The sequence below is a fragment of the Nocardia sp. NBC_01329 genome, from assembly GCF_035956715.1.
Taxonomy (GTDB): domain Bacteria; phylum Actinomycetota; class Actinomycetes; order Mycobacteriales; family Mycobacteriaceae; genus Nocardia.
This window is the reverse complement of sequence record NZ_CP108381.1, coordinates 2,229,844-2,250,333: the sequence shown is the minus strand read 5'-3', so window position 1 is coordinate 2,250,333 and position 20,490 is coordinate 2,229,844. Positions and strand designations below refer to the sequence as shown.

Below are 20,490 nucleotides of genomic sequence, written 5' to 3'. Positions count from 1 at the left end.
CCGGTCACCGACCGGCGGGGCGCCGGGGCGGCGCACAACAGTCGACCGCGCAAGGAGCGCCGTCGGTCGTCCATCCGTAGCCCGGCACCGCACCGAGCCGACGCGGTGTCACGTCGCGGAGGTGCTCCCCGATCAACTCCACCACCATCTCGGCGAACCGTGGATCGGTGCCGGGCGTCGCCGCCCGTGCGAAGGAAAGCCCGAGTTCGGCAGCCTTCTCGGCGGCCTCGTTGTCCAGATCCCAGATCACCTCGAGGTGATCGGAGACGAATCCGACCGGGCAGATGATCACGGACTCGAATCCCTTGTCCGCCAGCACTTCCAGATGATCGACGATATCCGGTTCCAGCCACGGGATATGCGGCGGACCCGAGCGGGACTGCCAGACTACATCGTAATCGTCGAAACCGGTTGCGGCGGCGCACAACCGGGCGGTTTCGGCGACCTGGCGGCTGTAGAGCCGTCCACCATCGGCCGGCGGACCGGCCGCGACGTCGGCGCTCACCGGTACCGAATGCGCTGTGAAGACCAACCTGGCGATCTTCCGGTGCTCGGCGGGCAAGGTGGCCCGCGCCGCGCGTATCCCGTCGGCGAAGGCGGCGACGAGCAGCGGATGATCGAAGTACTGCCGCAGTTTCACCAGTTCCGGGGCGCCCGACCCGACGGCCGCGCGGGCCCGGACGATGTCCTCGTCGTACTGGCGGCAGCCGGAGTATCCACCCCAGGCCGAGGTCGGGAAAACGAGCGCCGAGCGCACCCCGTCCGCGGTCATCCGGGCCAGGGTGTCCTCCACCATCGGATGCCAGTTGCGGTTGCCGAAGTACACCGGCAATTCCGGCCCGGTCGCCGACAACTCCCGTTGCACCGCGGCGATGATGTCGCGGTTGAGGGCGTTGATCGGGGATACCCCACCGAAGTGCAGATAGTGTTGCGCGACCTCGGCGAGCCGCTCCGGCGGGACACCGCGCCCGCGGGTCACGTTCTCCAGGAACGGCAGCACATCGTCGGGTCCCTCCGGCCCGCCGAAGGACAGCAGCAGCAGTGCGTCGGCCACGCGGGCCACGATGTCTCCTCCTCGGTCGATTCCGTCAGTCCAGCGGCATGTTCTCGGGGAACCACGTGTTGTGGCTGGCACCGCCGTCGACGTAGATGATCGAACCGGTGGTCGCGGGCAGCCAGTCCGACAGCAGCGCGACGATCGATCTGCCGACCACCTCGGCGCCGCCGTCCCAGCCGATCGGCGAGGCGCCGTCCCAGTAGGTGTCCAGCTGCTTGAGCTGTTTCGCGTCATCGGTGGCGGTGCCGGCGATCGCCTTGGCGGCGAGCGTCTTGACCGGGCCCGCGGCGATCACATTGGACCGGATCTTCTTCGCGTAGCCCACCTCACGCGCCACATATCGGTTGACCGATTCCAGCGCGGCCTTGGCCACACCCATCCAGTTGTAGAACGGCATGGCCGTCCGGGGATCGAAATCCATTCCGACGATCGAACCGCGCTCGTTCATCACAGGCAGCACCGCGCGCGCCAGCGCGGCGTAGCTCCACGCCGAGATCTCGAACGATTTCGCCGCATCCGCGCTGGGAGCGTCCAGGAACGGCAGCGCATCGGGGCCCATGAGGGTTTTGGGGGCGAAAGCGATCGAATGCAGCACACCGTCGATGCCCTCGGGTGCGAGCCGCCGGATCTCATCGGGCAGTTTGCGCAGGTCCTCGTCATTGGTTACGTCGAGCCCGATGGCCGGCGGCACCTCCTCGGGCAGCCGCTTGGCGATCCGGTCGATCAGCCGCAACCGCTCGGTGAGGCCGGTGATGATCACCGTGGCCCCTTCCTTCTGCGCGATCGCCGCCGCGTGGAACGCGATGGAGGCATCGGTGATGATGCCGGTGACGAGGATCGTCTTGCCTTCGAGCAATCCGCCCATGAGTTCTCGGTTCTCCCTGAGTGTGGTGTCGTGTCTCGCCGCGCTCGGTCGCCGTGCCGACCTCGCGCACGTCGGCGCGGCTTTCGATCAAATACTGAAGAACTGCGGGCCGGTCAGTGCCCCATACCCATACCGCCGTCGACCGGGATCACCGCACCCGAGACATAGGCCGAATCCGGTGAAGCGAGGAAGCTGACCACCGCCGCCACGTCCTCGGCCCGGCCGAGTCGCTGCAGCGGGATGAACTTCTTCGCCATATCCCGCATATCCTCGGGGAGGTCCTTGGTCATATCGGTCTCGATGAAACCGGGGGCCACGACGTTGGCGGTGATCGAACGTGAACCGAGCTCGCGGGTGATGGAACGCGCCAGGCCGATGACACCGGCCTTCGAGGCAGCGTAGTTGATCTGCCCGGCCTGACCGGCCATACCCACGACCGAGCCGAGGAAGATCATCCGGCCCCACCGGGCTCGCAGCATCGCGCGGTTGGCCCGCTTGGCGCACCGGAAAGCGCCGGCCAGGTTGGCGTCGACCACCTTGGTGAACTGCTCTTCGCTCATCCGCATGAGCAGGGTGTCGTCAGTGATACCGGCGTTGGCGACCAGCACCTCCACCGGACCCTGCTGGGCTTCCACCTCGGCGAACGCCCGGTCCACCGAGTCGGTGTCGGTGACATCGCATTTCACCCCGAGCAGACCCTCGGGGGCACCCGAACCGCGATGGGTCACGGCCACCTTGTGGCCGTCGGCGTGCAGACGCTGCGCCACCGCGAGCCCGATCCCGCGGTTACCGCCGGTCACCAGAACCGAGCGTGCTGTGAAGTTCGACATGGGGACAAACCTACCTGGCGCCCTCACCACTCCCGCCATGGGACGTCCACCGATATTCACCCGCTTCGATTGTGGGTCACGGACAAGCCGCACAAAAGAATCCGGGGCCGGGTTCGGCAATCGAACCCGGCCCCGGATGAGCCTCTGACCGGTCTCGGCGGCAGTCACCGCGGCGGCTGTGCACCACCGCGCGACAGCCGGAGACCGGGCGTACGGATCAGGGCAGCCGCTGGCGCAGGAACAGCGCCAGCACCACTCCGGTCACCGTGGCCAGCAGGCCGAGCAGAAACCACGGACGGCTGGCGTCGCCCCTGGTCACCTCGTAGCCGATCTGTTCCTCCAGGGTGTCGTAGACGCTGGAGAGTTCCTGCAGGCTGGAGGCGGTATAGAACTCACCACCGGACAACTGCGCGATCTCCTGCATCGCATCGTCGTCCACCGGTACATCGACCTGGTCCGTACCGCCGTCCTCGCGCGGGATCTCGACCACACCGCCTTTGGTGCCGAACGAGATCGTGGAGACCGGGATCTTCTTGGTCTTCGCCAGCCGCGCGGCCACGAACTCGTGCCGCGGATTGTCCACGTCCTCGAAATCGGGCACGGTCTGTTTACCGTCGGACATCAGCACGATCCGCGCCGGCGGCGGGGTCTCCGAACCACCCAGTACCGAGGCGAGGGTCTCCACGGACTGCAGGGCGGTGAGAATTCCCTCGCCGGTGGCCGTCCGCTCGGCGAGCTTGATGTTGTCTATGGCGGCCTTCACCGAGCCCCGGTCTGTGGTCGGTGAGACCAATACCGATGCGGTGCCCGCGTAGGTCACCAGTCCCAGGTTGATCCCGGGGGTGAGCCCGTCGGCGAAGTTCTTGGCCGCCTCCTGGGCGACCTGCAGACGGTTCGGTGCCACATCGGTGGCCTCCATGGACAACGAGACGTCCATGACCAGTACCACGGTCGCCCGGTTGCGGGGCACCTTCTTCTCCGCGGTCGGTCCGGCCGCGCCGAGGGTGGAGAACACCAGCCCGACGATCACGAGCGCCATGGGCACATGGCGCCAGAAACTGGGCCGGTTGGGAGCGACCTTCTCGAGTTGCTCCATATTGCTGAACCGCAGCATGTGGCGATGCTTGCTGCGCTGCACCAGCAGGTACCCGAGTGCGAGCAAGAGTATGACAGCAAGAAATCCGAGCCAGATCGGTGCGGTGAAATTCGAAATACTCACTGGCGTGGCACCCGTGGGGTCGAGGCGCCGAGGCTGTGGCGCCGGGTGGAGACGAACCGGACCACGTCGGCGATCCAGTCCCGGTCGGTCTGCAGGGTGAGCACCGGGGCGCCGCAACCGCGCAGGGTCTGCTCGACTTCGTCCCGATGCCGCTGCGCGGCCGCCGCGTAATCGGCGCGCAATTGCGGGGTGACGGTGAACTCGCGCGTCCGTCCGGTCTCCGGATCGTGCAGGACCACGTCACCGATATCCGGTAATGCGCTGTCGCGCGGGTCGAGCACCTCGACGGCCAGTAGATCGTGGCGCGCGGAGATGGCCCGCAAGGACCGCTGCCAATCGATATCACCCAGGAAATCGCTGATGACGACCGCGAGGCCGCGTTTGCGCTGGGGGCGGCGCAACGATTCGATGGCGCCGCGCAGATCCCCGCGCACCCCGTCGCGCGGATGCGGCGTGGTGGCGATGCTGCGTAGCAGCGACTGCGCGTGCACCCGGCCGCTGCGGGCGGGAATCCGCTGCATCTGCTCACCGGTCGCGACCACGGCGCCTACCCGATTTCCGCCGCCCATCGTCAGATGGGTGATCGCGGCCGCCGCGGCCACCGCCAGATCACGTTTCTGGCAGGCGGCGGTACCGAAGTCCAGGCTGGCGGACAGGTCCACCACCATCCAGGTCTCCAGTTCGCGGTCGGCGATCATCTGCCGCACATGCGGATGGGTGGTCCGGGCGGTGACCGACCAGTCCATCTGCCGCACATCGTCGCCGGGCTGATAAGCGCGTGCCTCCCCCGGCTCCGAGCCGGGACCGGGGATGAGGCCGAGGTGATCGCCGTGCAGAACGCCGTCGAGACGGCGGCGCACGGTGATCTCGAGGGTTTTCAGGGCAGCCGTCAGATGCGGGTCGGTCAGCTCACCGGAACGAAACGACGGCGGTGCGTGAGGGTCGGGAACGGTCTCTCGGGCGCGGGGGTCCGGCGGCCGGGTCACTGGGGCTGGTTCGTGCCGGCGGTCTGCGGTACCTGGGGCGCCGGAGCCTGCTGCGGCGGCGCGGGCGGCCGGTTGCCGTTCTCCGCGGCGGGCGGGGCGCCGCCGGGCGCCACGGCCTGCGGCGCGACCTGCGGGAGACCGACGGTCTGCAGCACCCGCTGGACCACATCCTCCGGGCTGACCTCGTCGGCGAGCGCATCGTAGGACAGGACGAGCCGGTGCCGCAGCACATCGGGGATGACCTCGACGACGTCCTGCGGGACCACATAGTCGCGGCCGCGGATCAATGCCACGGCGCGGGCGGCGGCGATGATGCCGAGGCTGGCACGGGGCGAGGCGCCGTAGGACACCCAATTCGCCACATCGTGCATACCGAATTCGGCCGGAACGCGGGTCGCGGAGATGACCCGGACCACGTAGTCGACCAGCGCGTGGTGCACGAAGGTGTTCGCGGCCACTTTCTGGAGCCGGATCAGTTCCGTCGGTTCCAGAATCGAGCGCGGCTCCGGCGGGGTCACGCCCATCCGGTAGATGATCTCGCGCTCTTCCTCGACCGAGGGGTAGTCGACGACGACCTTGAACAGGAAGCGGTCGCGCTGCGCTTCCGGCAGCGGGTACACACCCTCGCTCTCGATCGGGTTCTGGGTGGCCATCACCAGGAACGGATCGGGCATCGGGTAGGTCTTACCGCCGATCGACACATGCCGTTCGGCCATCACCTCCAGCAGCGCCGACTGCACCTTGGCCGGCGCGCGGTTGATCTCGTCGGCGAGGACGAAGTTCGCGACCACGGGACCGAGTTCGGTATCGAACTCCTCGCGGCCCTGCCGGTAGATGCGGGTACCCACGAGATCGGTCGGGACCAGGTCGGGAGTGAACTGGACGCGGGAGAACGAACCGCCCACCACCTTGGCGAAGGTCTCCACCGCGAGCGTCTTGGCGATACCCGGGACGCCCTCGAGCAGAACATGCCCCTTGGCCAGTACGCCGACCAGCAGTCGCTCGACCAGCCTGTCCTGCCCGACGATGACCCGCTTGACCTCGTAGATCGCCTTTTCCAGGGTCTGGACGTCACGCTCGAGAGCGCTCGAAGCAGGCGTCGGCGGTTCCTTCGCCAAATCTGCCCCGCTGACACCGTCCGTCGAAGTCACCAACATCCCCGCTTTCGCCTTGGTCCTGTGCGTGCTGTCACAACTATTCCAGGTGATGGCCGTATATGCCGTAACCGGCTCCACCATAGGCGCAAAACCGACGCGCTCGCATGCCCACGGAGCCCTGGAGTGCCGCCGTCCCGGCACCGCGATGACCCGGCCACCGACCTGGCCCGACGAACGCCGATGCCCGATCACGACAGTGATCGGGCATCGTTTTCGCCGCTGCGCGACGCACCGGACCGGCCTTATCCGGCCACTCGCTCCGAGGCGCGCGAATCATCTTCGGGCAGTATCGCTTTCACGCCGCTGCGTGCCTTGAGCCAGGCGAGCCCCGCGATGGTGGCGATGAATCCGAGCAGGATCACGATCGTGACCGTGGTCGGATCGATCATGCCTTCGTGCTGAACCCGGTCGACGAACGTCTGGGTCTTCACATCGACCGAGTCGGCCGGGCGAACGCCGCGGACATGATCTTCGGCCAGTTCGAGACGGACCCGGCTGATGCTGTCGCTGTAGGTTCCCACCCAGTCCTGGCTCAGTACCAGAACCGTGCCGTGTTCGGTCTCGGCCACCTGGGTCGCCAGATCGCGCAGCTCCGAATCATGACCGGGATTACCTTCGATCACCACCACGCTCAATGCGATCCCCTGCTCCCGCGCCGTATCGACGATGGCGGCCAGATCGTCCTGGTCCGCCCCGTCGGGGGCGGCCACCGAATTATCGGCGAGATCGTCGCGGACCTCGGTCATGGCCTTCGAATCGAGTCCGTCCGGGAGCTTGGTGGCCCTCAGGGAGAAGGCCGAGGTGTGGGTGACGGTCATCTTCCATCCGGTCTGGTCGAGCCGCATCGTCTGGGGACGCGACGGGGAATCCGTACTGGGCACGAATCGCGGGGGTACCCGTCGGCACCACCCGGCTAACTCGGACCAGCTCGAGAGCAGGTTACGCGACGGATGAGAGGTGCCCTACTCCCGCCACGCCCGAGGAGCGGCGCGCCGTGGAACGGGTGTATCGCGGCGCCCCGAAATTTTCACAGGACAAGCGTACTGTTAGGGTTGGGAATCGCGGGGAACCGGTGCCTTCCCGGGCCGGCACCTCATGCCAGAGACGTACCGCCGCCGGCACAGCCCCGCCGACGGCGTCCGCACACCCGACAAGTGGAGCTGACGTGACGAAAAGTATCGATACTTTCGGCGCCCAGGGCAACCTCGAGGTCGGAAGCAACTCCTACGAGATCTTCCGGCTCTCGGCCGTACCCGGCACCGAGAAACTCCCGTACGCACTGAAAGTCCTCGCCGAGAATCTGCTGCGCACCGAGGACGGCGCGAACATCACCGCCGACCATATCCGTGCCCTGGCGGACTGGGACCCCAGCGCCCAGCCCAGTATCGAGATCCAGTTCACCCCGGCACGCGTGGTGATGCAGGACTTCACCGGCGTCCCATGTGTGGTCGACCTGGCCACCATGCGTGAGGCCGTCTCCGCCCTCGGCGGCGACCCGGAGAAGGTCAATCCGCTCTCCCCGGCCGAGATGGTCATCGACCACTCGCTCATCCTCGACGTTTTCGGCCGCGCCGACGCCTTCGAGCGCAATGTCGAACTCGAATACGAGCGCAACGGCGAGCGTTACCAGTTCCTGCGCTGGGGCCAGGGCGCGTTCGACGACTTCAAGGTCGTCCCCCCGGGCACCGGCATCGTGCACCAGGTCAATATCGAGTACCTGGCCCGCACCGTCATGGTCCGCAACGGGCAGGCCTACCCCGACACCTGTGTCGGCACCGACTCGCACACCACCATGGTCAACGGCCTGGGCGTACTGGGCTGGGGTGTCGGCGGTATCGAGGCCGAGGCCGCCATGCTGGGCCAGCCGGTCTCCATGCTGATCCCGCGTGTGGTCGGTTTCAAGCTCACCGGTGAGATCAAGCCGGGTGTCACCGCCACCGACGTGGTGCTCACCGTCACCGATATGCTGCGCAAGCACGGTGTGGTCGGCAAGTTCGTCGAGTTCTACGGTCAGGGCGTCGCCGAGGTGCCGCTGGCCAACCGCGCCACCCTGGGCAATATGAGCCCCGAGTTCGGTTCCACCGCGGCGATCTTCCCGATCGACGAGGAGACCGTCAACTACCTGCGCCTGACCGGCCGCACCGACGAACAGCTGGCGCTCGTCGAGGCCTACGCCAAGGAACAGGGTATGTGGCATGATCCGGCCGCCGAACCCACCTACTCGGAGTACCTCGAGCTGGACCTGAGCACCGTGGTGCCCTCCATCGCCGGCCCGAAGCGCCCGCAGGACCGTATCGCGCTGAGCGAGTCGAAGGTCGCCTTCCGCAAGGACATCCACAACTACGTGGAGGATCAGCACCCGACACCGCATTCCCAGCTGGACGAGGCGGTCGAGGAATCGTTCCCGGCCTCCGATCCGGCCACGCTGTCCTTCGCCGACGACGGCGCCGTCGATGTGCAGTCCGCGGCCCTCAACTCCCAGGGGCGGCCGTCCAAGCCGGTGCGGGTCGTCACCGAGGAGCGCGGTGAGTTCATCCTCGACCACGGCGCGGTCGCGGTCGCGGGTATCACCTCCTGCACCAACACCTCCAACCCGTCGGTCATGATCGGCGCGGCGCTGCTCGCCCGTAACGCGGTGGAGAAGGGCCTGTCCAGCAAGCCGTGGGTGAAGACCAATATGGCCCCGGGCTCGCAGGTCGTCACCGACTACTACGAGAAGGCCGGCCTGTGGCCGTACCTGGAGAAGCTCGGCTTCTACCTGGGTGGTTACGGCTGCACCACCTGCATCGGTAACACCGGTCCACTGCCGGAGGAGATCTCCAAGGCGGTCAACGACAACGACCTCACCGTCACCGCGGTGCTGTCCGGTAACCGCAACTTCGAGGGTCGCATCTCCCCCGATGTGAAGATGAACTACCTGGCCTCGCCGCCGCTGGTCATCGCCTACGCGCTCGCGGGCACCATGGACTTCGATTTCGAGAACGACGCGCTGGGCACCGATCCCCAGGGCAATCCGGTGTTCCTGAAGGACATCTGGCCCTCGGCCCAGGAGATCGACGACACCATCAAGTCGGCGATCAGCCAGGAGATGTTCACCAAGTCCTACGCCGATGTCTTCAAGGGCGACGAGCGGTGGCGCAGCCTGCCCACCCCGGAGGGCAACACCTTCGAGTGGAGCGACGATTCCACCTACGTCCGCAAGCCGCCCTATTTCGACGGTATGGGCATGGAGCCGGAGGCGGTCGCCGATATCAAGGGCGCGCGCGTACTGGCCCTGCTGGGCGATTCGGTCACCACCGACCACATCTCCCCCGCCGGTGCCATCAAACCGGGCACCCCGGCCGCCGACTACCTCGATTCGCACGGCGTGGCGCGCAAGGACTACAACTCCCTGGGCTCGCGGCGCGGTAACCACGAGGTCATGATCCGCGGCACCTTCGCCAACATCCGGCTGCGCAACCAACTCCTCGACGATGTCTCGGGTGGCTACACCCGCGACTTCACCCAGGAAGGCGCTCCGCAGGCGTTCATCTACGACGCCTCGCAGAACTACCAGAAGGCCGGTATCCCACTGGTCGTACTGGGTGGTAAGGAGTACGGTTCGGGCTCCTCGCGTGACTGGGCCGCCAAGGGCACCAGCCTGCTGGGTGTGCGGGCCGTGATCGTCGAATCGTTCGAACGCATCCACCGCTCGAACCTGATCGGTATGGGTGTGATCCCGCTGCAGTTCCCGGCGGGCGAATCGGCCGAATCGCTGGGCCTGACCGGTACCGAAGTCTTCGACATCGAGGGCATCGAGGAGCTCAACTCGGGCACCACACCGGCCACCGTGCACGTCACCGCGACCAAGGACGACGGCTCGAAGATCGAGTTCGACGCGGTGGTTCGCATCGACACCCCCGGTGAAGCCGATTACTACCGCAACGGCGGCATTCTGCAGTATGTCCTGCGGAATATGATCCGCAACTGATTGCGCCGCCGCCGGAGCGTGTTCGTGAGACTCGCTCGGGCGGGGTGGCGAGGGTGACGGCAAGTCACTGGATCGTTCGCTCGTAATCTGATGGCCCCGCGCGGTGATCCGCCGCGCGGGGTTCGTATATCCGTTGAAGGAGAACGATGCCCAAGGTCAGCGAAGATCATCTGGCCGCCCGGCGCACACAGATACTCGACGGCGCCCGTCGCTGCTTCGCCGAGTTCGGGTACGACGGCGCCACGGTCCGGCGCCTGGAGGAGGCCATCGGCCTGTCCCGCGGTGCCATCTTCCATCATTACCGCGATAAGGACGCGCTCTTCTTCGCGTTGGCCCAGGACGACGCCGAGCGGATGGCCGAGGTAGCGGCCAACCAGGGCCTGGTGCAGGTGATGCGGAATATGCTCGCCGACCCTCAGGAGTACAACTGGTTGGGTACCCGGCTCGAGATCGCCCGGCGGCTACGCACCGATCCGGAATTCCGGGCAGGCTGGACCCAGCGGTCGGCCGAACTCACCGCTGCCACCCTGGCGCGCCTCGAGCGCCGTAAAGCGGCCGGGGCGCTGCGCGACGATGTGCCCACCGATGTCCTGCTGGGCTATCTCGATCTGGTGCTGGACGGTCTCATCGCCCGTATCGCGTCGGGCCATACCAACGAAAACCTCACCGCCGTATTGGACCTCGTGGAAGCATCGGTACGCCGCCGGCACTGAGCGCGCACCACCCGGCCCGCGCCCCGGCGCGGTCAGCTCCCGGATTCCAGTACGTCGAATTCTCCCCGCCGTAGGCCGCGGGCGAGGAATACCGCCTCGATCTCCCGCTCGGCCACGACCGCCGGCCGGCCGAGGCGGCCGAAGACCACCATGGCCGCCGGATTCGGCCACTCGACCGCATCGCCCGGCGCCGCTGAACCGGGAACAACCGCGATCTCCGCCGGGTTCGCACCGCTATGACCTTCTCCGTCCCCGTAACCGTCCGCGGTTACGAACTCGATGTCCAAGGCCATGTCAATCAGGCGGTCTACCTGCAATACGCCGAACACGCCCGCTGGGAGTTCCTCGTCGCCGCAGGCCTGAAGGCAGACAAACTGGTCGCCGCCCGAGTGGGGCCGGTGGTCCTGGAGAGCACCATCAAATACCGGCGCGAACTGCGCGTCGGGGACGATTTCCGGGTCACCTGTGAATTCGAATGGGGCAGCGGGAAGACCTACCGGATCCGGCAGGAGATGATCCGTACCGACGGCACTCTGTCGGCCGAGGTGGCGGTGATCGGCGGATTGCTCGACCTGGACGCTCGGAAGTTGCTCGCCGATCCGGGTGGCCGTTTCCGCGAACTGGCCACGAATCCGGGGCTACTCGGACTCTGATCGTCGGCAGACCGATCGGGCAAACAATTCTTCGGCGCCCGGCCTCCGCCCAACTTCCGGAAATCTTCCGCCACAGGAAAATTTCCGAAAACAAGATCAGGTATCCGAACAGGGGAAATCCGGCGATATCGGCAGCCGGAGCCGCCGTACGGCGATATGATCCGGACGCGCTCGGGGCGTGGCACACTGCGAGCAAGATCGGAGAATCCAGATGACCGATGCCCTCCACTTCCTCGACACACCCGAATGCGGTGCGGTCGCCATCCTCACGGGAGTACTGGCCGGCGAATCCGACCGTGATATCCGCGTCCGGGTGGCCGACGGGACGTGGACCTTCCGCCGCGGTGATGTACTCGCCGTCCGCTCCCTCGACGAACGAACCACCGACCGCGAGGTCCGTGTCGAGATCCGCCTCGGAAGCACCGCCGATTTCACCCGGAGTCTGCGTATCGACGTGGTGGAACGGCCGATGACGCTCGCGGCACCGCCGTCGGAGGCGTGCGGGGACCCACAGCTCCACCGGCTCACCGAATCCTGGGCCCAGCGACTCGACCTGGCCGACACCCCCGAATTCCCGGCGACGTTCACCTGTGCTCAGACCATGTCGCACAACACCAGCGACGACGGTATCCACAGCGATAGTTTCGACTGAACGGCCGACGCGGTGAGCACCCGGGAGACCGCAGCGATCCTCATCGTCTCCGAATCCGACGATCTGCACGCCGCCGCCATGGAAGCGACGCTGCGAGAACAGCACGCGATAACACCGCTCCGGCTCGATCTCCGGGATTTCCCACGCGAGCCGGGCAGTTTCCGGCTCGACGAGGCCGGAGTCGAGCGATCGTTGGCCGGACTGGACGGACTGGACGAGGTCCGGTCGGTCTGGTGGCGACGCCCCCATCCGGCTTCGGTGCCGTCGGGCGTCCGCGCCGACGACGACGCCTACCGGCAAGCCGAATGCGACGGATTCGTCCAGGGGCTGCTGTGGTCGCTGGGCGCCCAGTGGATCAACGATCCCGGGAACGACCGGATCGCTCACCGCAAGATCGTCCAACTGGACACCGCGCGCCGGGCCGGCTGCGCGGTCCCGGAGACCCTGGTCACCAACGATCCGGACGCTGCTCGCGAGTTCATCGAAACCCGTGGCGACCGAGTCGTATTCAAACGCACCGGTACCTCCCGCGCCGAATTCTCCGAGACCCGGTTGGTAGCGGCCGCCGACCTCGACCGGCTCACCGGTATCCGCTGGGCGCCCACCATCTTCCAGCGCTACATCGACCCGGAATGTGATCTGCGGGTGGTGTGGGTGGACGGACAGGAGTGGGCTGTGCGCATCGATTCCCGGGCCGGCGCCGGGCGTGTGGATTCCCGGCTGGACACCTCCGTCGATTTCGCACCCGCGCTCCTACCGGCCGGTGTCAGCAAATCGCTGGCGACGCTGATGGGCACACTGGGCCTGAGTTTCGGCGTGCTCGATCTCCGGGTGGGCCTCGACGGCGAGTACTACTTCCTCGAGGTCAACCCGCAGGGGCAGTTCGCCTATCTCGAGATCAAGACCGGGCTGCCGATCTTCACCAGTCTCGCCAATCTCATGGCTTACGGAGACGGCTCCGTCTCCGGCTGGTGAGCGTGCCACGTCACATGCGAGCCCCGCCGCCCGGGCGGGTCAGCCCGGGCGGTGGAGCCTGCGAATACCGTGAACTAGCGAGCTTTACGGCGGTTGGCACCACCACGGCTGCGGAGTTGCACATGCGACTCCGTCAGCACGTTGTGGATGAACCCGTAGGAGCGTCCGGTCGCACGTGCCAGCGACCGGATACTCGCCCCCGCCTCGTATTGTTTCTTCAACTGGTTTTGCAGGCGATCCCGTGACTTACCCGTGACGCGGGTGCCCTTGCCCAATGTGCTCTTGCTCTGTACCGGCCTGTCGCCCATGGCTTCCTCCGAGTCGCCGAGCAGCGTCACTCTCAGGCTAAGCACTCCGCGACCATCCGGCAATAAGTTCTTGTGATGAAACTCACGCGAGCTGAATCAATTCCAGGTACTCGGCGGACCAATGGTCCTCGGTGCCGTCCGGGAGCAAGATCACCCGTTCCGGGTTCAGGGCCTCGGCGGCGCCCGGATCGTGCGTTACGAGTACCACCGCGCCCGCATAGGTGCGCAGCGCGTCGAGGACCTGTTCCCGCGAGATCGGGTCGAGGTTGTTCGTGGGTTCGTCGAGCAGCAGCACGTTGGCGGCCGAGGAGACGAGTCCGGCCAGCGCGAGCCGGGTCTTCTCACCACCGGACAACGTCCCGGCGGGCTGCTCGAGCTGCGGACCGGTGAACATGAAGGCACCCAGCAGGCCGCGCAGCTCCTGTTCACCCGCGTCCGGCGCCGCGTGCCGGATGTTCTCCCAGACAGAAGCCGAATCGTCGAGGGTGTCGTGCTCCTGGGCGAAATACCCCACCTTGAGCCCGTGACCGGGCACCAGGCCACCGGCGGTGGGCTCCTCGGTACCGGCCAGGAGCCGCAGCAATGTGGTCTTACCGGCGCCGTTGAGACCGAGCACCACCACCCGGCTGCCCCGATCGATGGCCAGGTCCACTCCGGTGAAGATCTCGAGCGACCCGTAGACCTTGGTGAGGTTCTCCGCCATCAGCGGGGTCTTCCCGCAGGGGGCCGGTTCGGGGAACTTGATCCGGGCGACCTTGTCGGCCACGCGTACCTCGTCCAGTTCCGACATCAGCCGGTCGGCACGTTTGGCCATGTTCTGCGCGGCAACGGCTTTGGTGGCCTTGGCACCGAGCTTGGCCGCCTGGACACGCAACGCCGACGCCTTCTTCTCCGCATTGGCCCGCTCCCGGCGGCGGCGCTGTTCGTCGGTCGCGCGGGCGTCGAGGTACTTCTGCCAGCTCATGTTGTAGACATCGGCTTCACCGCGCACCGCGTCGAGGAACCACACCTTGTTGACCACGTCGGCGAGCAGTTCGACATCGTGGCTGATCACGATCAGGCCACCGCTGTGGTTCTGCAGGAAGCCGCGCAACCAGGTGATGGAATCGGCGTCGAGGTGGTTGGTGGGCTCGTCCAGCAGCAGTGTGGTGTCGGACCGGCCGCCGCTGCCGTCGGAGGCGGCGAAAAGGATGCGCGCCAGTTCGATTCGCCGCCGCTGACCACCGGACAGGGTCCGCAGCGCCTGGTCCAGCACTCGATCCGGCAGCCCCAGGCTGTTGCAGATACGGGCCGCCTCGCTCTCGGCCACATACCCACCGAGGGCGGAGAACCGGTCCTCCAGGCGGCCGTACTTGCGGACAGCGCGTTCACGTTCGGTCTCGTCGGCCAGTTCGGCCATCAGTGCCTGTTGCTTCTCCATATCGCGGATCAGCGCGTCCAGACCGCGGGCCGAGAGCACCCGGTCCCGGGCCAGGACGTCGAGATTCCCCTCGCGGGGGTCCTGCGGGAGATAACCGATGTCGCTGGATCGCGTGAGCGTCCCGGCATAGGGCTCACCCTCACCCGCCAGGATGCGCAACGTGGTGGTCTTACCGGCACCGTTACGCCCGACCAGGCCGATCCGATCGCCGGCCTGTACCCGCAGCGCCGGGCCGGGCGCGGACAGCAGGGTGCGGACGCCGGCCCGGACCTCGAGGTCGGTCGCGGTGATCACAGATATCTCCTAGGAACACGGGTTGGGGGCAGCGGCCCGGCTCGCCCGACAGTGGGCCCATCCACCGATCATCGGATGTGTCCGGACATGGAACCACCGATTTTACCCGGCCCACGCCACCGCTCGGTCACGGCGGCCGCCGGGCGGTCCGTGCCCGCCGAGGGCGCGGACCCGGGCACGGTAACGTGCCCGGATATGAGCACCGATCTGTTGGGCAAGAGTGCGCTGGTCTCCGGGGCCAGCCGTGGTATCGGCTACGCGGTGGCCGCCGAGCTGCTGAGCCGCGGCGCGAATGTGCTGATCACCGCGCGCAAGCCCGAACCACTGGAGAAAGCGGCCGCCGAGCTGCGGGCGCTGGGGCATCAGGGGGAGGTCGTCGCCCTGGCCGGGAACTCCGGCGACGACGAGGCGCGCAGCGCCGCCGTACAGCGCGCGGTCGCCGAATTCGGTTCGCTGGACATCCTGATCAACAACACCGGGATCAACCCGGTGTACGGCGCGCTGATGGAAGCCGACCTCGATGCGGTGCGCAAGATCTTCGACGTCAACGTCGTGGCCGCGCTGGGCTATATCCAGGAGGCGTACAAGGCGTGGATGGGCGAGCACGGCGGCGCCGTGGTGAATGTGGCCAGTGTGGCCGGTATCCGCTCGACCGGGGTGATCGCGGCCTACGGCGCTTCCAAGGCGGCGTTGATCCGGCTCACCGACGAATTGGCCTGGCAGCTCGGCCCGAAGATCCGCGTCAACGCGGTGGCGCCCGGGGTGGTGAAGACCAGTTTCGCCGACGCCCTGTACTCGGCGGACGAAGAGGCGGCCGCGCAGCTCTACCCGATGAAGCGGCTGGGTTCGCCGGAGGATGTGGCGCGGCTGATCGCGTTCCTGGCCTCCGACCAGGCGGCCTGGATCACCGGTGAGACGGTGCGTGTCGACGGCGGCCTGCTGTCGACCGGCGGTCTCTGAATCCATCGATCAGGGCCGGGGCGGTGTGTGCACTGCCCCGGCCCTTGTCGTCCCACCGGCTCGTGGCGGTCAGGAGCGGTGCGGGAGGTTCTGCAACCGGACCTGGCCGCGTGCGATCAGCCGGCCGTCCTCGTCGGTGATCACCACCTGCCACAGCTGCTGCGTTCCGCCGCGATGCAGCGGGGTGGCCTCGGCGCTCAGCTGCCCGTCACGGACGCCGCGCAGGAAATCGGTGTTGTTGTTGACCCCGACCACCACGCCGCGTTCGCCGTACCAGGCGGCGCCGCCGGTGCTGGCGAGGGTCTCCACCACGGTGCACAGCACTCCGCCGTTCTGGATGCCGGCGGGCTGGTGCAGCTGCGGGGTGACGTTCCATACCCCGCATACGCGATCGGGCCCCAGCTCGGTCACGCGCAGACCGAGCAGATCCGCGAAGGTTCCCTTGCTGATCTCGTTGAGTTGCTCGGGGCTGAGATCGGCCACCGATGAGGGGCGGGTCTGCTGTTCGGTCATGGCTCCCACGATCGCATGCCGAGTCCGGGTCAGGAGCGCGGGCCCGGCGGTCACGGGTGGAAATCGAAGCGGCGGGCCCCACCTCAGGGTGGGGCCCGCCGCGGGCATTGGACCGGGGGTCACCGCAGCCCTCGGGACTCTCGCGCGATCCGTACGCCGGTTTCGAGTATAGGCCAGGCTTACCTAACTAAGCAACACGCTGGGCGCGCCGGATCGCCATCCCACGATCTTCCAGCGCCATCAGCAATCCTTGCCCCCGCCGCGCACCCGCCACCGGATCGGTGCGGGCCAGATCCGGGACGTACGTCGTGGCGCCGGAGACGGATTCGGCCACCAGCGCCCAGAAGCGGCGCGGACTCAGGCCCGCACACCGAGCCAGCGCGCCTTGCACGAGCAGCAGCGAGGGTTCGCAGCGATAGGCCAGCCACACCCACATCGCCCGCTCACACGGCAGCGACACCACCCCGGGCGCACCTTCGAATGGATCGCCGGCCACGACGCGGATCGTGGTGTCGGCCAGCCCGGCCCAGTCGATGCCCCCGTCGTTGTCGGTATGGATCCAGACATTCTCCAATCCGGGATCCCAGGCGCGGCCGTCGGCGATCCACAACGCCGCGACCCGACCGACCACAGCATGGATGAACGCAGTCGCCACCACCTCCGACGCGGCCGTCGCGCTGATCATCTCCGCCGCGTGCCGCCGGTACATCAGCTCGATCCGGCCCTCGCGCAGACCTGTCGACAGCGCCCACCAGCGTCGCTTGCCCTGTTCGGCCATGGCAGCGGCGGCGTAGACGCGCGGATGCTCCGGCTGCAGGGACCGCAACCGGGAACACGCCGACCCGAACGGCGCCTCGTACGGACGGGGGATGCGCACAGTGGTGGCCAGTTCGGACATTCGAACCTCCTCGAGATCGGCGTCGCAGCAACGACTTGATCGAAAGATAGGTTAGCCTTACCAGACCTAGCAAGTGTTTCTCGCGAACAAGGTTGTAACGAGCCCGTGACGACCCCGGGCTCCCTTGTGTCGGCCGCACCCGCCCGCAACCACCCCGGCACCGGACCCCGCACCACGCATCCGGCCTATCCGGTGTCTCACGACCTATGATCTATCCCACGCGGTTACGACACCCTGTAGTACGGCACAGCGTCGTTGTCGTCGTAAAATCAAGAGATGGCTGGACTTGGTGAGCTCGAGAAAGCGGTTATGGACCAACTGTGGTCGACCGATGAACCACAAACGGTCCGGCAGGTCCACGAGGCCCTGTCGGCGCGCCGCGAACTCGCGTACACCACGGTGATGACCGTGCTGCAGCGTCTCGCGAAGAAGAATCTGGTGGTACAGCGGCGCGACGACCGCGCCCACCGGTACGCTCCCGTACACACCCGCGACGAGCTGGTCGCCGGTCTCATGATGGACGCGCTGCAACAGGCGGACGAGGCCGGGAGCCGGGCCGCGGCCCTGGTGCACTTCGTGGAGCAGGTCGGCAAGGACGAGGCCGCGGCCCTACGGGACGCACTCGCTAAGCTCGAAGCAACCGAGGACAACTAGCCCCCGCAGCGACCGACCTCGGACCCTGGCCCCACAACGCAGTGAGCAGAGTCGATGAACGCAGCAGCACCGGCATTCGCCGTACTTGCCTTGCTTCTCGCCGGTCCCGTACCGGAATCGCTCAGCAGGGCGACCTGGACCTATCGCGTGCCCCGCGCCGCCCTCGTGCTCTGGCAAGCCATTGCGCTGGCCGCGGTGCTCAGCGCTTTCAGCTCCGGGCTCGCCATCGCGGCCGAACTCCTGGTCCCCGGCCACGACGGCCGGCCCACGACCAAACCCACCGATGAGATCGATGCGCTGGGTCTGCCGCTGTGGCTGGCCTACGTTTCGGTGTTCATGCTCACCCTGTTGGTCGGCGCCCGGCTCGTGTACGCGTCGATCCGGGTAGGGGTGCACACTCGCCGCCGCCGCGCCAAGCACCGCATGCTGGTGGATCTGCTCGACCAGAGCGGCCCGGTCCGGCGCGCCGCCGATATCCGGGTGCTCTCGTCCACCGAACCCATCGCCTACTGTCTGCCGGGGCTGCGGCGGCGGGTCGTGGTGAGCGCCGGCACCCTCGACAATCTGAACGAGCAGGAGCTCACCGCCATCCTCAGCCATGAACGGTCCCATCTTCGAGCCCGGCACGATCTGGTGCTGGAGGCGTTCACCGCCGCGCACGAGGCCTTCCCGCGGTTCGTCCGCAGCAAATCCGCGCTGGATTCCGTGAAACTGCTGATCGAACTTCTCGCCGACGATTCCGCGGTCAAGGTCACCGGTCCCAAACCACTGGCCAGGGCACTGGTGGCGTGCTCGAAATCCACCGCCCCGCAGGGCGCGCTGGCGGTGGGCGGACCCAGCACCCTGATCCGCATCCAGCGGCTGGCCGGTCCACTGGGCGATTTCCGCATCGCCGGCGCCGCCTATCTCGCCTCGATCGCCATTCTGGTGGTACCGACCCTGGCCGTCGCGATCCCCTGGCTGGTCGAGTTGAGCCGGTTGTTCCGTGCCTGAGCCCACGACATCGGACGCCGGGAGCTCGGCCGATCCGAACACGGGCGCACTCCGTACTCCCCCGCCCTTCGCCCGGCTCGGACTGCCGGTACTCACTGTGCAGGCACTGCGACGCGAGGGAATCACCGAACCGCTCCCCATCCAGGCCGCGGCCGTACCCGACGCGCTGGCCGGTCACGATGTGCTCGGCCGCGCGCCCACCGGCTCCGGGAAAACGCTGGCGTTCGGACTGCCGATCCTCGCCCGCCTGGCCGGTGCGCCGGCGATCGTCCGCGCCCCCCGGGGCCTGATCCTCGCCCCCACCCGGGAACTCGCCTTGCAGATCGAGCGAGCACTCGAACCCTTCGCCCTGGGATTACGCCTCGGCACAGCGGTGGGTGGTATGCCCCTGGCCCGGCAGAGCGAGAAGCTCCAGCGCGGTGTGGACCTGCTGATCGCGACTCCCGGGCGCCTCGCCGACCTGGTCGAACAGGGCGCCGCAGTACTCGACGCGGTCCGGATCACCGCGATCGACGAGGCCGACCATATGGCCGATTTCGGTTTCCTGCCGCAGGTCCGCCGGCTACTCGATCTCATCCCCCGCGACGGGCAGCGGTTGCTGTTCTCCGCGACTCTGGACGACGACTCCGTGCAGGATCTGGTCCGGCGGTATCTGCGCGAGCCGGTCACCCACTCCGTGGCCGCGGAACCGGAGACCACCACCGCGACCCATCACTTGCTGTTCGTCGAGGTCGCGGACAAACCCGCGGTGCTCGCCGAGATCGCCGCCCGCGAGGGCCGCACACTGCTGTTCGCCCGCACCCAGTACGGCGCCGAGAAACTCACCCGCCGGCTACGCGACCAAGGGATCCGTGTCGCGGCGCTGCACGGAGGCAAAGCACAGAACCGGCGGATCCGGACCCTGGAGGCCTTCGCCGACGGCAATATCTCCGCGCTGGTCGCCACCGATATCGCCGCCCGCGGTATCCACGTGGACGCGATCTCGCTGGTGGTGCACGCCGATCCGCCCGCCGATGCCAAGGACTACGTCCATCGGGCCGGGCGCACGGCCCGGGCGGGCGCGAGCGGGACGGTGATCACCGTGGTCACCCCGGACCAGCGCGCCGAGGTAGCCGCACTGACCGGCGCCGCCGGCGTCCAGGTGGTCGAGCACACAGTGCGACCGGGCGACCGGGAGATCCGCCGGCTCACCGGTGCGCGCACCCCACCCGGTCCCGCTGCGGTGGAAGCCCCCGCGAGCCCACCGACCGCCCAGCGCGGCCACCACCGAGGCCCGGTCGCCCGGGGCCGGGCCCGTGGCGGCGATGCGAAACCCTCGCCCGGCCGCCGGCCCCGCCGCCGCCCGGCCCGGTGAATCCGTCAGGCCCCCACGC

The 20,490-nt window shown here is 67.6% G+C and carries 20 protein-coding genes; 9 read left to right on the top strand and 11 right to left on the bottom strand.

Going from position 1 to position 20,490, the window contains the following annotated elements; genetic code table 11:
* Positions 1 to 4: 4 nt before the first annotated feature.
* From OG405_RS10565 to OG405_RS10535, 7 genes are all read right to left on the bottom strand, one after another.
* Positions 5 to 1,063 carry a ferrochelatase gene (locus OG405_RS10565; RefSeq protein WP_327151442.1) on the bottom strand — a complete coding sequence of 353 codons (1,059 nt, stop codon included), beginning with the start codon at positions 1,061 to 1,063 and terminating at the stop codon, positions 5 to 7.
* A gap of 25 nt (positions 1,064 to 1,088) precedes the next feature.
* Positions 1,089 to 1,922 (bottom strand): NADH-dependent enoyl-ACP reductase InhA, encoded by an 834-nt coding sequence (gene inhA / locus OG405_RS10560; RefSeq protein ID WP_327151441.1) that lies wholly within the window; start codon positions 1,920 to 1,922, stop codon positions 1,089 to 1,091.
* A 113-nt stretch (positions 1,923 to 2,035) separates the two neighbouring features.
* On the bottom strand, positions 2,036 to 2,752 hold the full coding sequence (gene fabG1, locus OG405_RS10555; protein WP_327151440.1) for a 3-oxoacyl-ACP reductase FabG1: 717 nt from the start codon (positions 2,750 to 2,752) through the stop codon (positions 2,036 to 2,038).
* Between the two features lie 217 nt (positions 2,753 to 2,969).
* The gene (locus OG405_RS10550; RefSeq protein WP_327151439.1) at positions 2,970 to 3,971 is read right to left on the bottom strand and encodes a VWA domain-containing protein; all 1,002 of its coding nucleotides are present in this window, start codon (positions 3,969 to 3,971) and stop codon (positions 2,970 to 2,972) included.
* A complete protein-coding gene (locus OG405_RS10545) occupies positions 3,968 to 4,957 on the bottom strand; it encodes a DUF58 domain-containing protein (RefSeq protein ID WP_327151438.1) in 990 nt (329 codons plus the stop codon). Before OG405_RS10545 ends, OG405_RS10550 begins: the two co-directional genes overlap by 4 nt.
* Complete coding sequence (gene moxR1 / locus OG405_RS10540) at positions 4,954 to 6,114, bottom strand: chaperone MoxR1 (protein ID WP_327151437.1); 1,161 nt, start codon at positions 6,112 to 6,114, stop codon at positions 4,954 to 4,956. Before moxR1 ends, OG405_RS10545 begins: the two co-directional genes overlap by 4 nt.
* A gap of 242 nt (positions 6,115 to 6,356) precedes the next feature.
* Positions 6,357 to 6,932, bottom strand: coding sequence for an Rv1476 family membrane protein (locus OG405_RS10535; protein ID WP_327151436.1), 576 nt, complete (start codon positions 6,930 to 6,932; stop codon positions 6,357 to 6,359).
* A gap of 347 nt (positions 6,933 to 7,279) precedes the next feature.
* Between OG405_RS10535 and acnA the strand changes: the two genes are divergently transcribed.
* The 5 genes from acnA (at position 7,280) to OG405_RS10510 (ending at position 13,077) form a co-directional block, all read left to right on the top strand.
* Positions 7,280 to 10,084, top strand: a complete 2,805-nt coding sequence (acnA, locus tag OG405_RS10530) for an aconitate hydratase AcnA (RefSeq protein WP_327151435.1) — start codon at positions 7,280 to 7,282, stop codon at positions 10,082 to 10,084.
* A gap of 146 nt (positions 10,085 to 10,230) precedes the next feature.
* Positions 10,231 to 10,797: a TetR/AcrR family transcriptional regulator gene (locus OG405_RS10525; protein WP_327151434.1), complete on the top strand. Its 567-nt coding sequence runs from the start codon at positions 10,231 to 10,233 to the stop codon at positions 10,795 to 10,797.
* 236 nt (positions 10,798 to 11,033) lie between these two features.
* Positions 11,034 to 11,450, top strand: coding sequence for an acyl-CoA thioesterase (locus OG405_RS10520; RefSeq protein WP_327151433.1), 417 nt, complete (start codon positions 11,034 to 11,036; stop codon positions 11,448 to 11,450).
* A gap of 211 nt (positions 11,451 to 11,661) precedes the next feature.
* Positions 11,662 to 12,102, top strand: coding sequence for a hypothetical protein (locus OG405_RS10515; RefSeq protein WP_327151432.1), 441 nt, complete (start codon positions 11,662 to 11,664; stop codon positions 12,100 to 12,102).
* Between the two features lie 12 nt (positions 12,103 to 12,114).
* Complete coding sequence (locus OG405_RS10510) at positions 12,115 to 13,077, top strand: hypothetical protein (protein WP_327151431.1); 963 nt, start codon at positions 12,115 to 12,117, stop codon at positions 13,075 to 13,077.
* 74 nt (positions 13,078 to 13,151) lie between these two features.
* On the opposite strand, the gene OG405_RS10505 is transcribed toward OG405_RS10510, so the two are convergent.
* Both OG405_RS10505 and OG405_RS10500 read right to left on the bottom strand, forming a co-directional pair.
* Positions 13,152 to 13,385 (bottom strand): helix-turn-helix domain-containing protein, encoded by a 234-nt coding sequence (locus tag OG405_RS10505; RefSeq protein WP_058856329.1) that lies wholly within the window; start codon positions 13,383 to 13,385, stop codon positions 13,152 to 13,154.
* 82 nt (positions 13,386 to 13,467) lie between these two features.
* On the bottom strand, positions 13,468 to 15,099 hold the full coding sequence (locus OG405_RS10500; protein WP_327151430.1) for an ABC-F family ATP-binding cassette domain-containing protein: 1,632 nt from the start codon (positions 15,097 to 15,099) through the stop codon (positions 13,468 to 13,470).
* Between the two features lie 195 nt (positions 15,100 to 15,294).
* Between OG405_RS10500 and OG405_RS10495 the strand changes: the two genes are divergently transcribed.
* The gene (locus tag OG405_RS10495; RefSeq protein WP_327151429.1) at positions 15,295 to 16,059 is read left to right on the top strand and encodes an SDR family oxidoreductase; all 765 of its coding nucleotides are present in this window, start codon (positions 15,295 to 15,297) and stop codon (positions 16,057 to 16,059) included.
* A 69-nt stretch (positions 16,060 to 16,128) separates the two neighbouring features.
* Here OG405_RS10495 and OG405_RS10490 read toward each other — a convergent pair whose 3' ends face one another.
* Both OG405_RS10490 and OG405_RS10485 read right to left on the bottom strand, forming a co-directional pair.
* Entirely contained in the window at positions 16,129 to 16,572 is a 444-nt protein-coding gene (locus tag OG405_RS10490) for a PaaI family thioesterase (RefSeq protein ID WP_327151428.1), read from the bottom strand.
* A 187-nt stretch (positions 16,573 to 16,759) separates the two neighbouring features.
* Positions 16,760 to 17,470, bottom strand: a complete 711-nt coding sequence (locus tag OG405_RS10485; RefSeq protein ID WP_327151427.1) for a hypothetical protein — start codon at positions 17,468 to 17,470, stop codon at positions 16,760 to 16,762.
* 276 nt (positions 17,471 to 17,746) lie between these two features.
* On the opposite strand from OG405_RS10485, the gene OG405_RS10480 reads away from it, so the two are divergent.
* The 3 genes from OG405_RS10480 to OG405_RS10470 are packed head-to-tail and all read left to right on the top strand — an operon-like array spanning position 17,747 to position 20,471.
* Positions 17,747 to 18,124, top strand: coding sequence for a BlaI/MecI/CopY family transcriptional regulator (locus OG405_RS10480; protein ID WP_327151426.1), 378 nt, complete (start codon positions 17,747 to 17,749; stop codon positions 18,122 to 18,124).
* Positions 18,125 to 18,178: 54 nt separating this feature from the next.
* Positions 18,179 to 19,117 carry a M56 family metallopeptidase gene (locus OG405_RS10475; protein ID WP_327151425.1) on the top strand — a complete coding sequence of 313 codons (939 nt, stop codon included), beginning with the start codon at positions 18,179 to 18,181 and terminating at the stop codon, positions 19,115 to 19,117.
* Positions 19,110 to 20,471, top strand: coding sequence for a DEAD/DEAH box helicase (locus tag OG405_RS10470; protein ID WP_327151424.1), 1,362 nt, complete (start codon positions 19,110 to 19,112; stop codon positions 20,469 to 20,471). The genes OG405_RS10475 and OG405_RS10470 overlap by 8 nt, the downstream gene beginning before the upstream one ends.
* Positions 20,472 to 20,490: the final 19 nt, after the last annotated feature.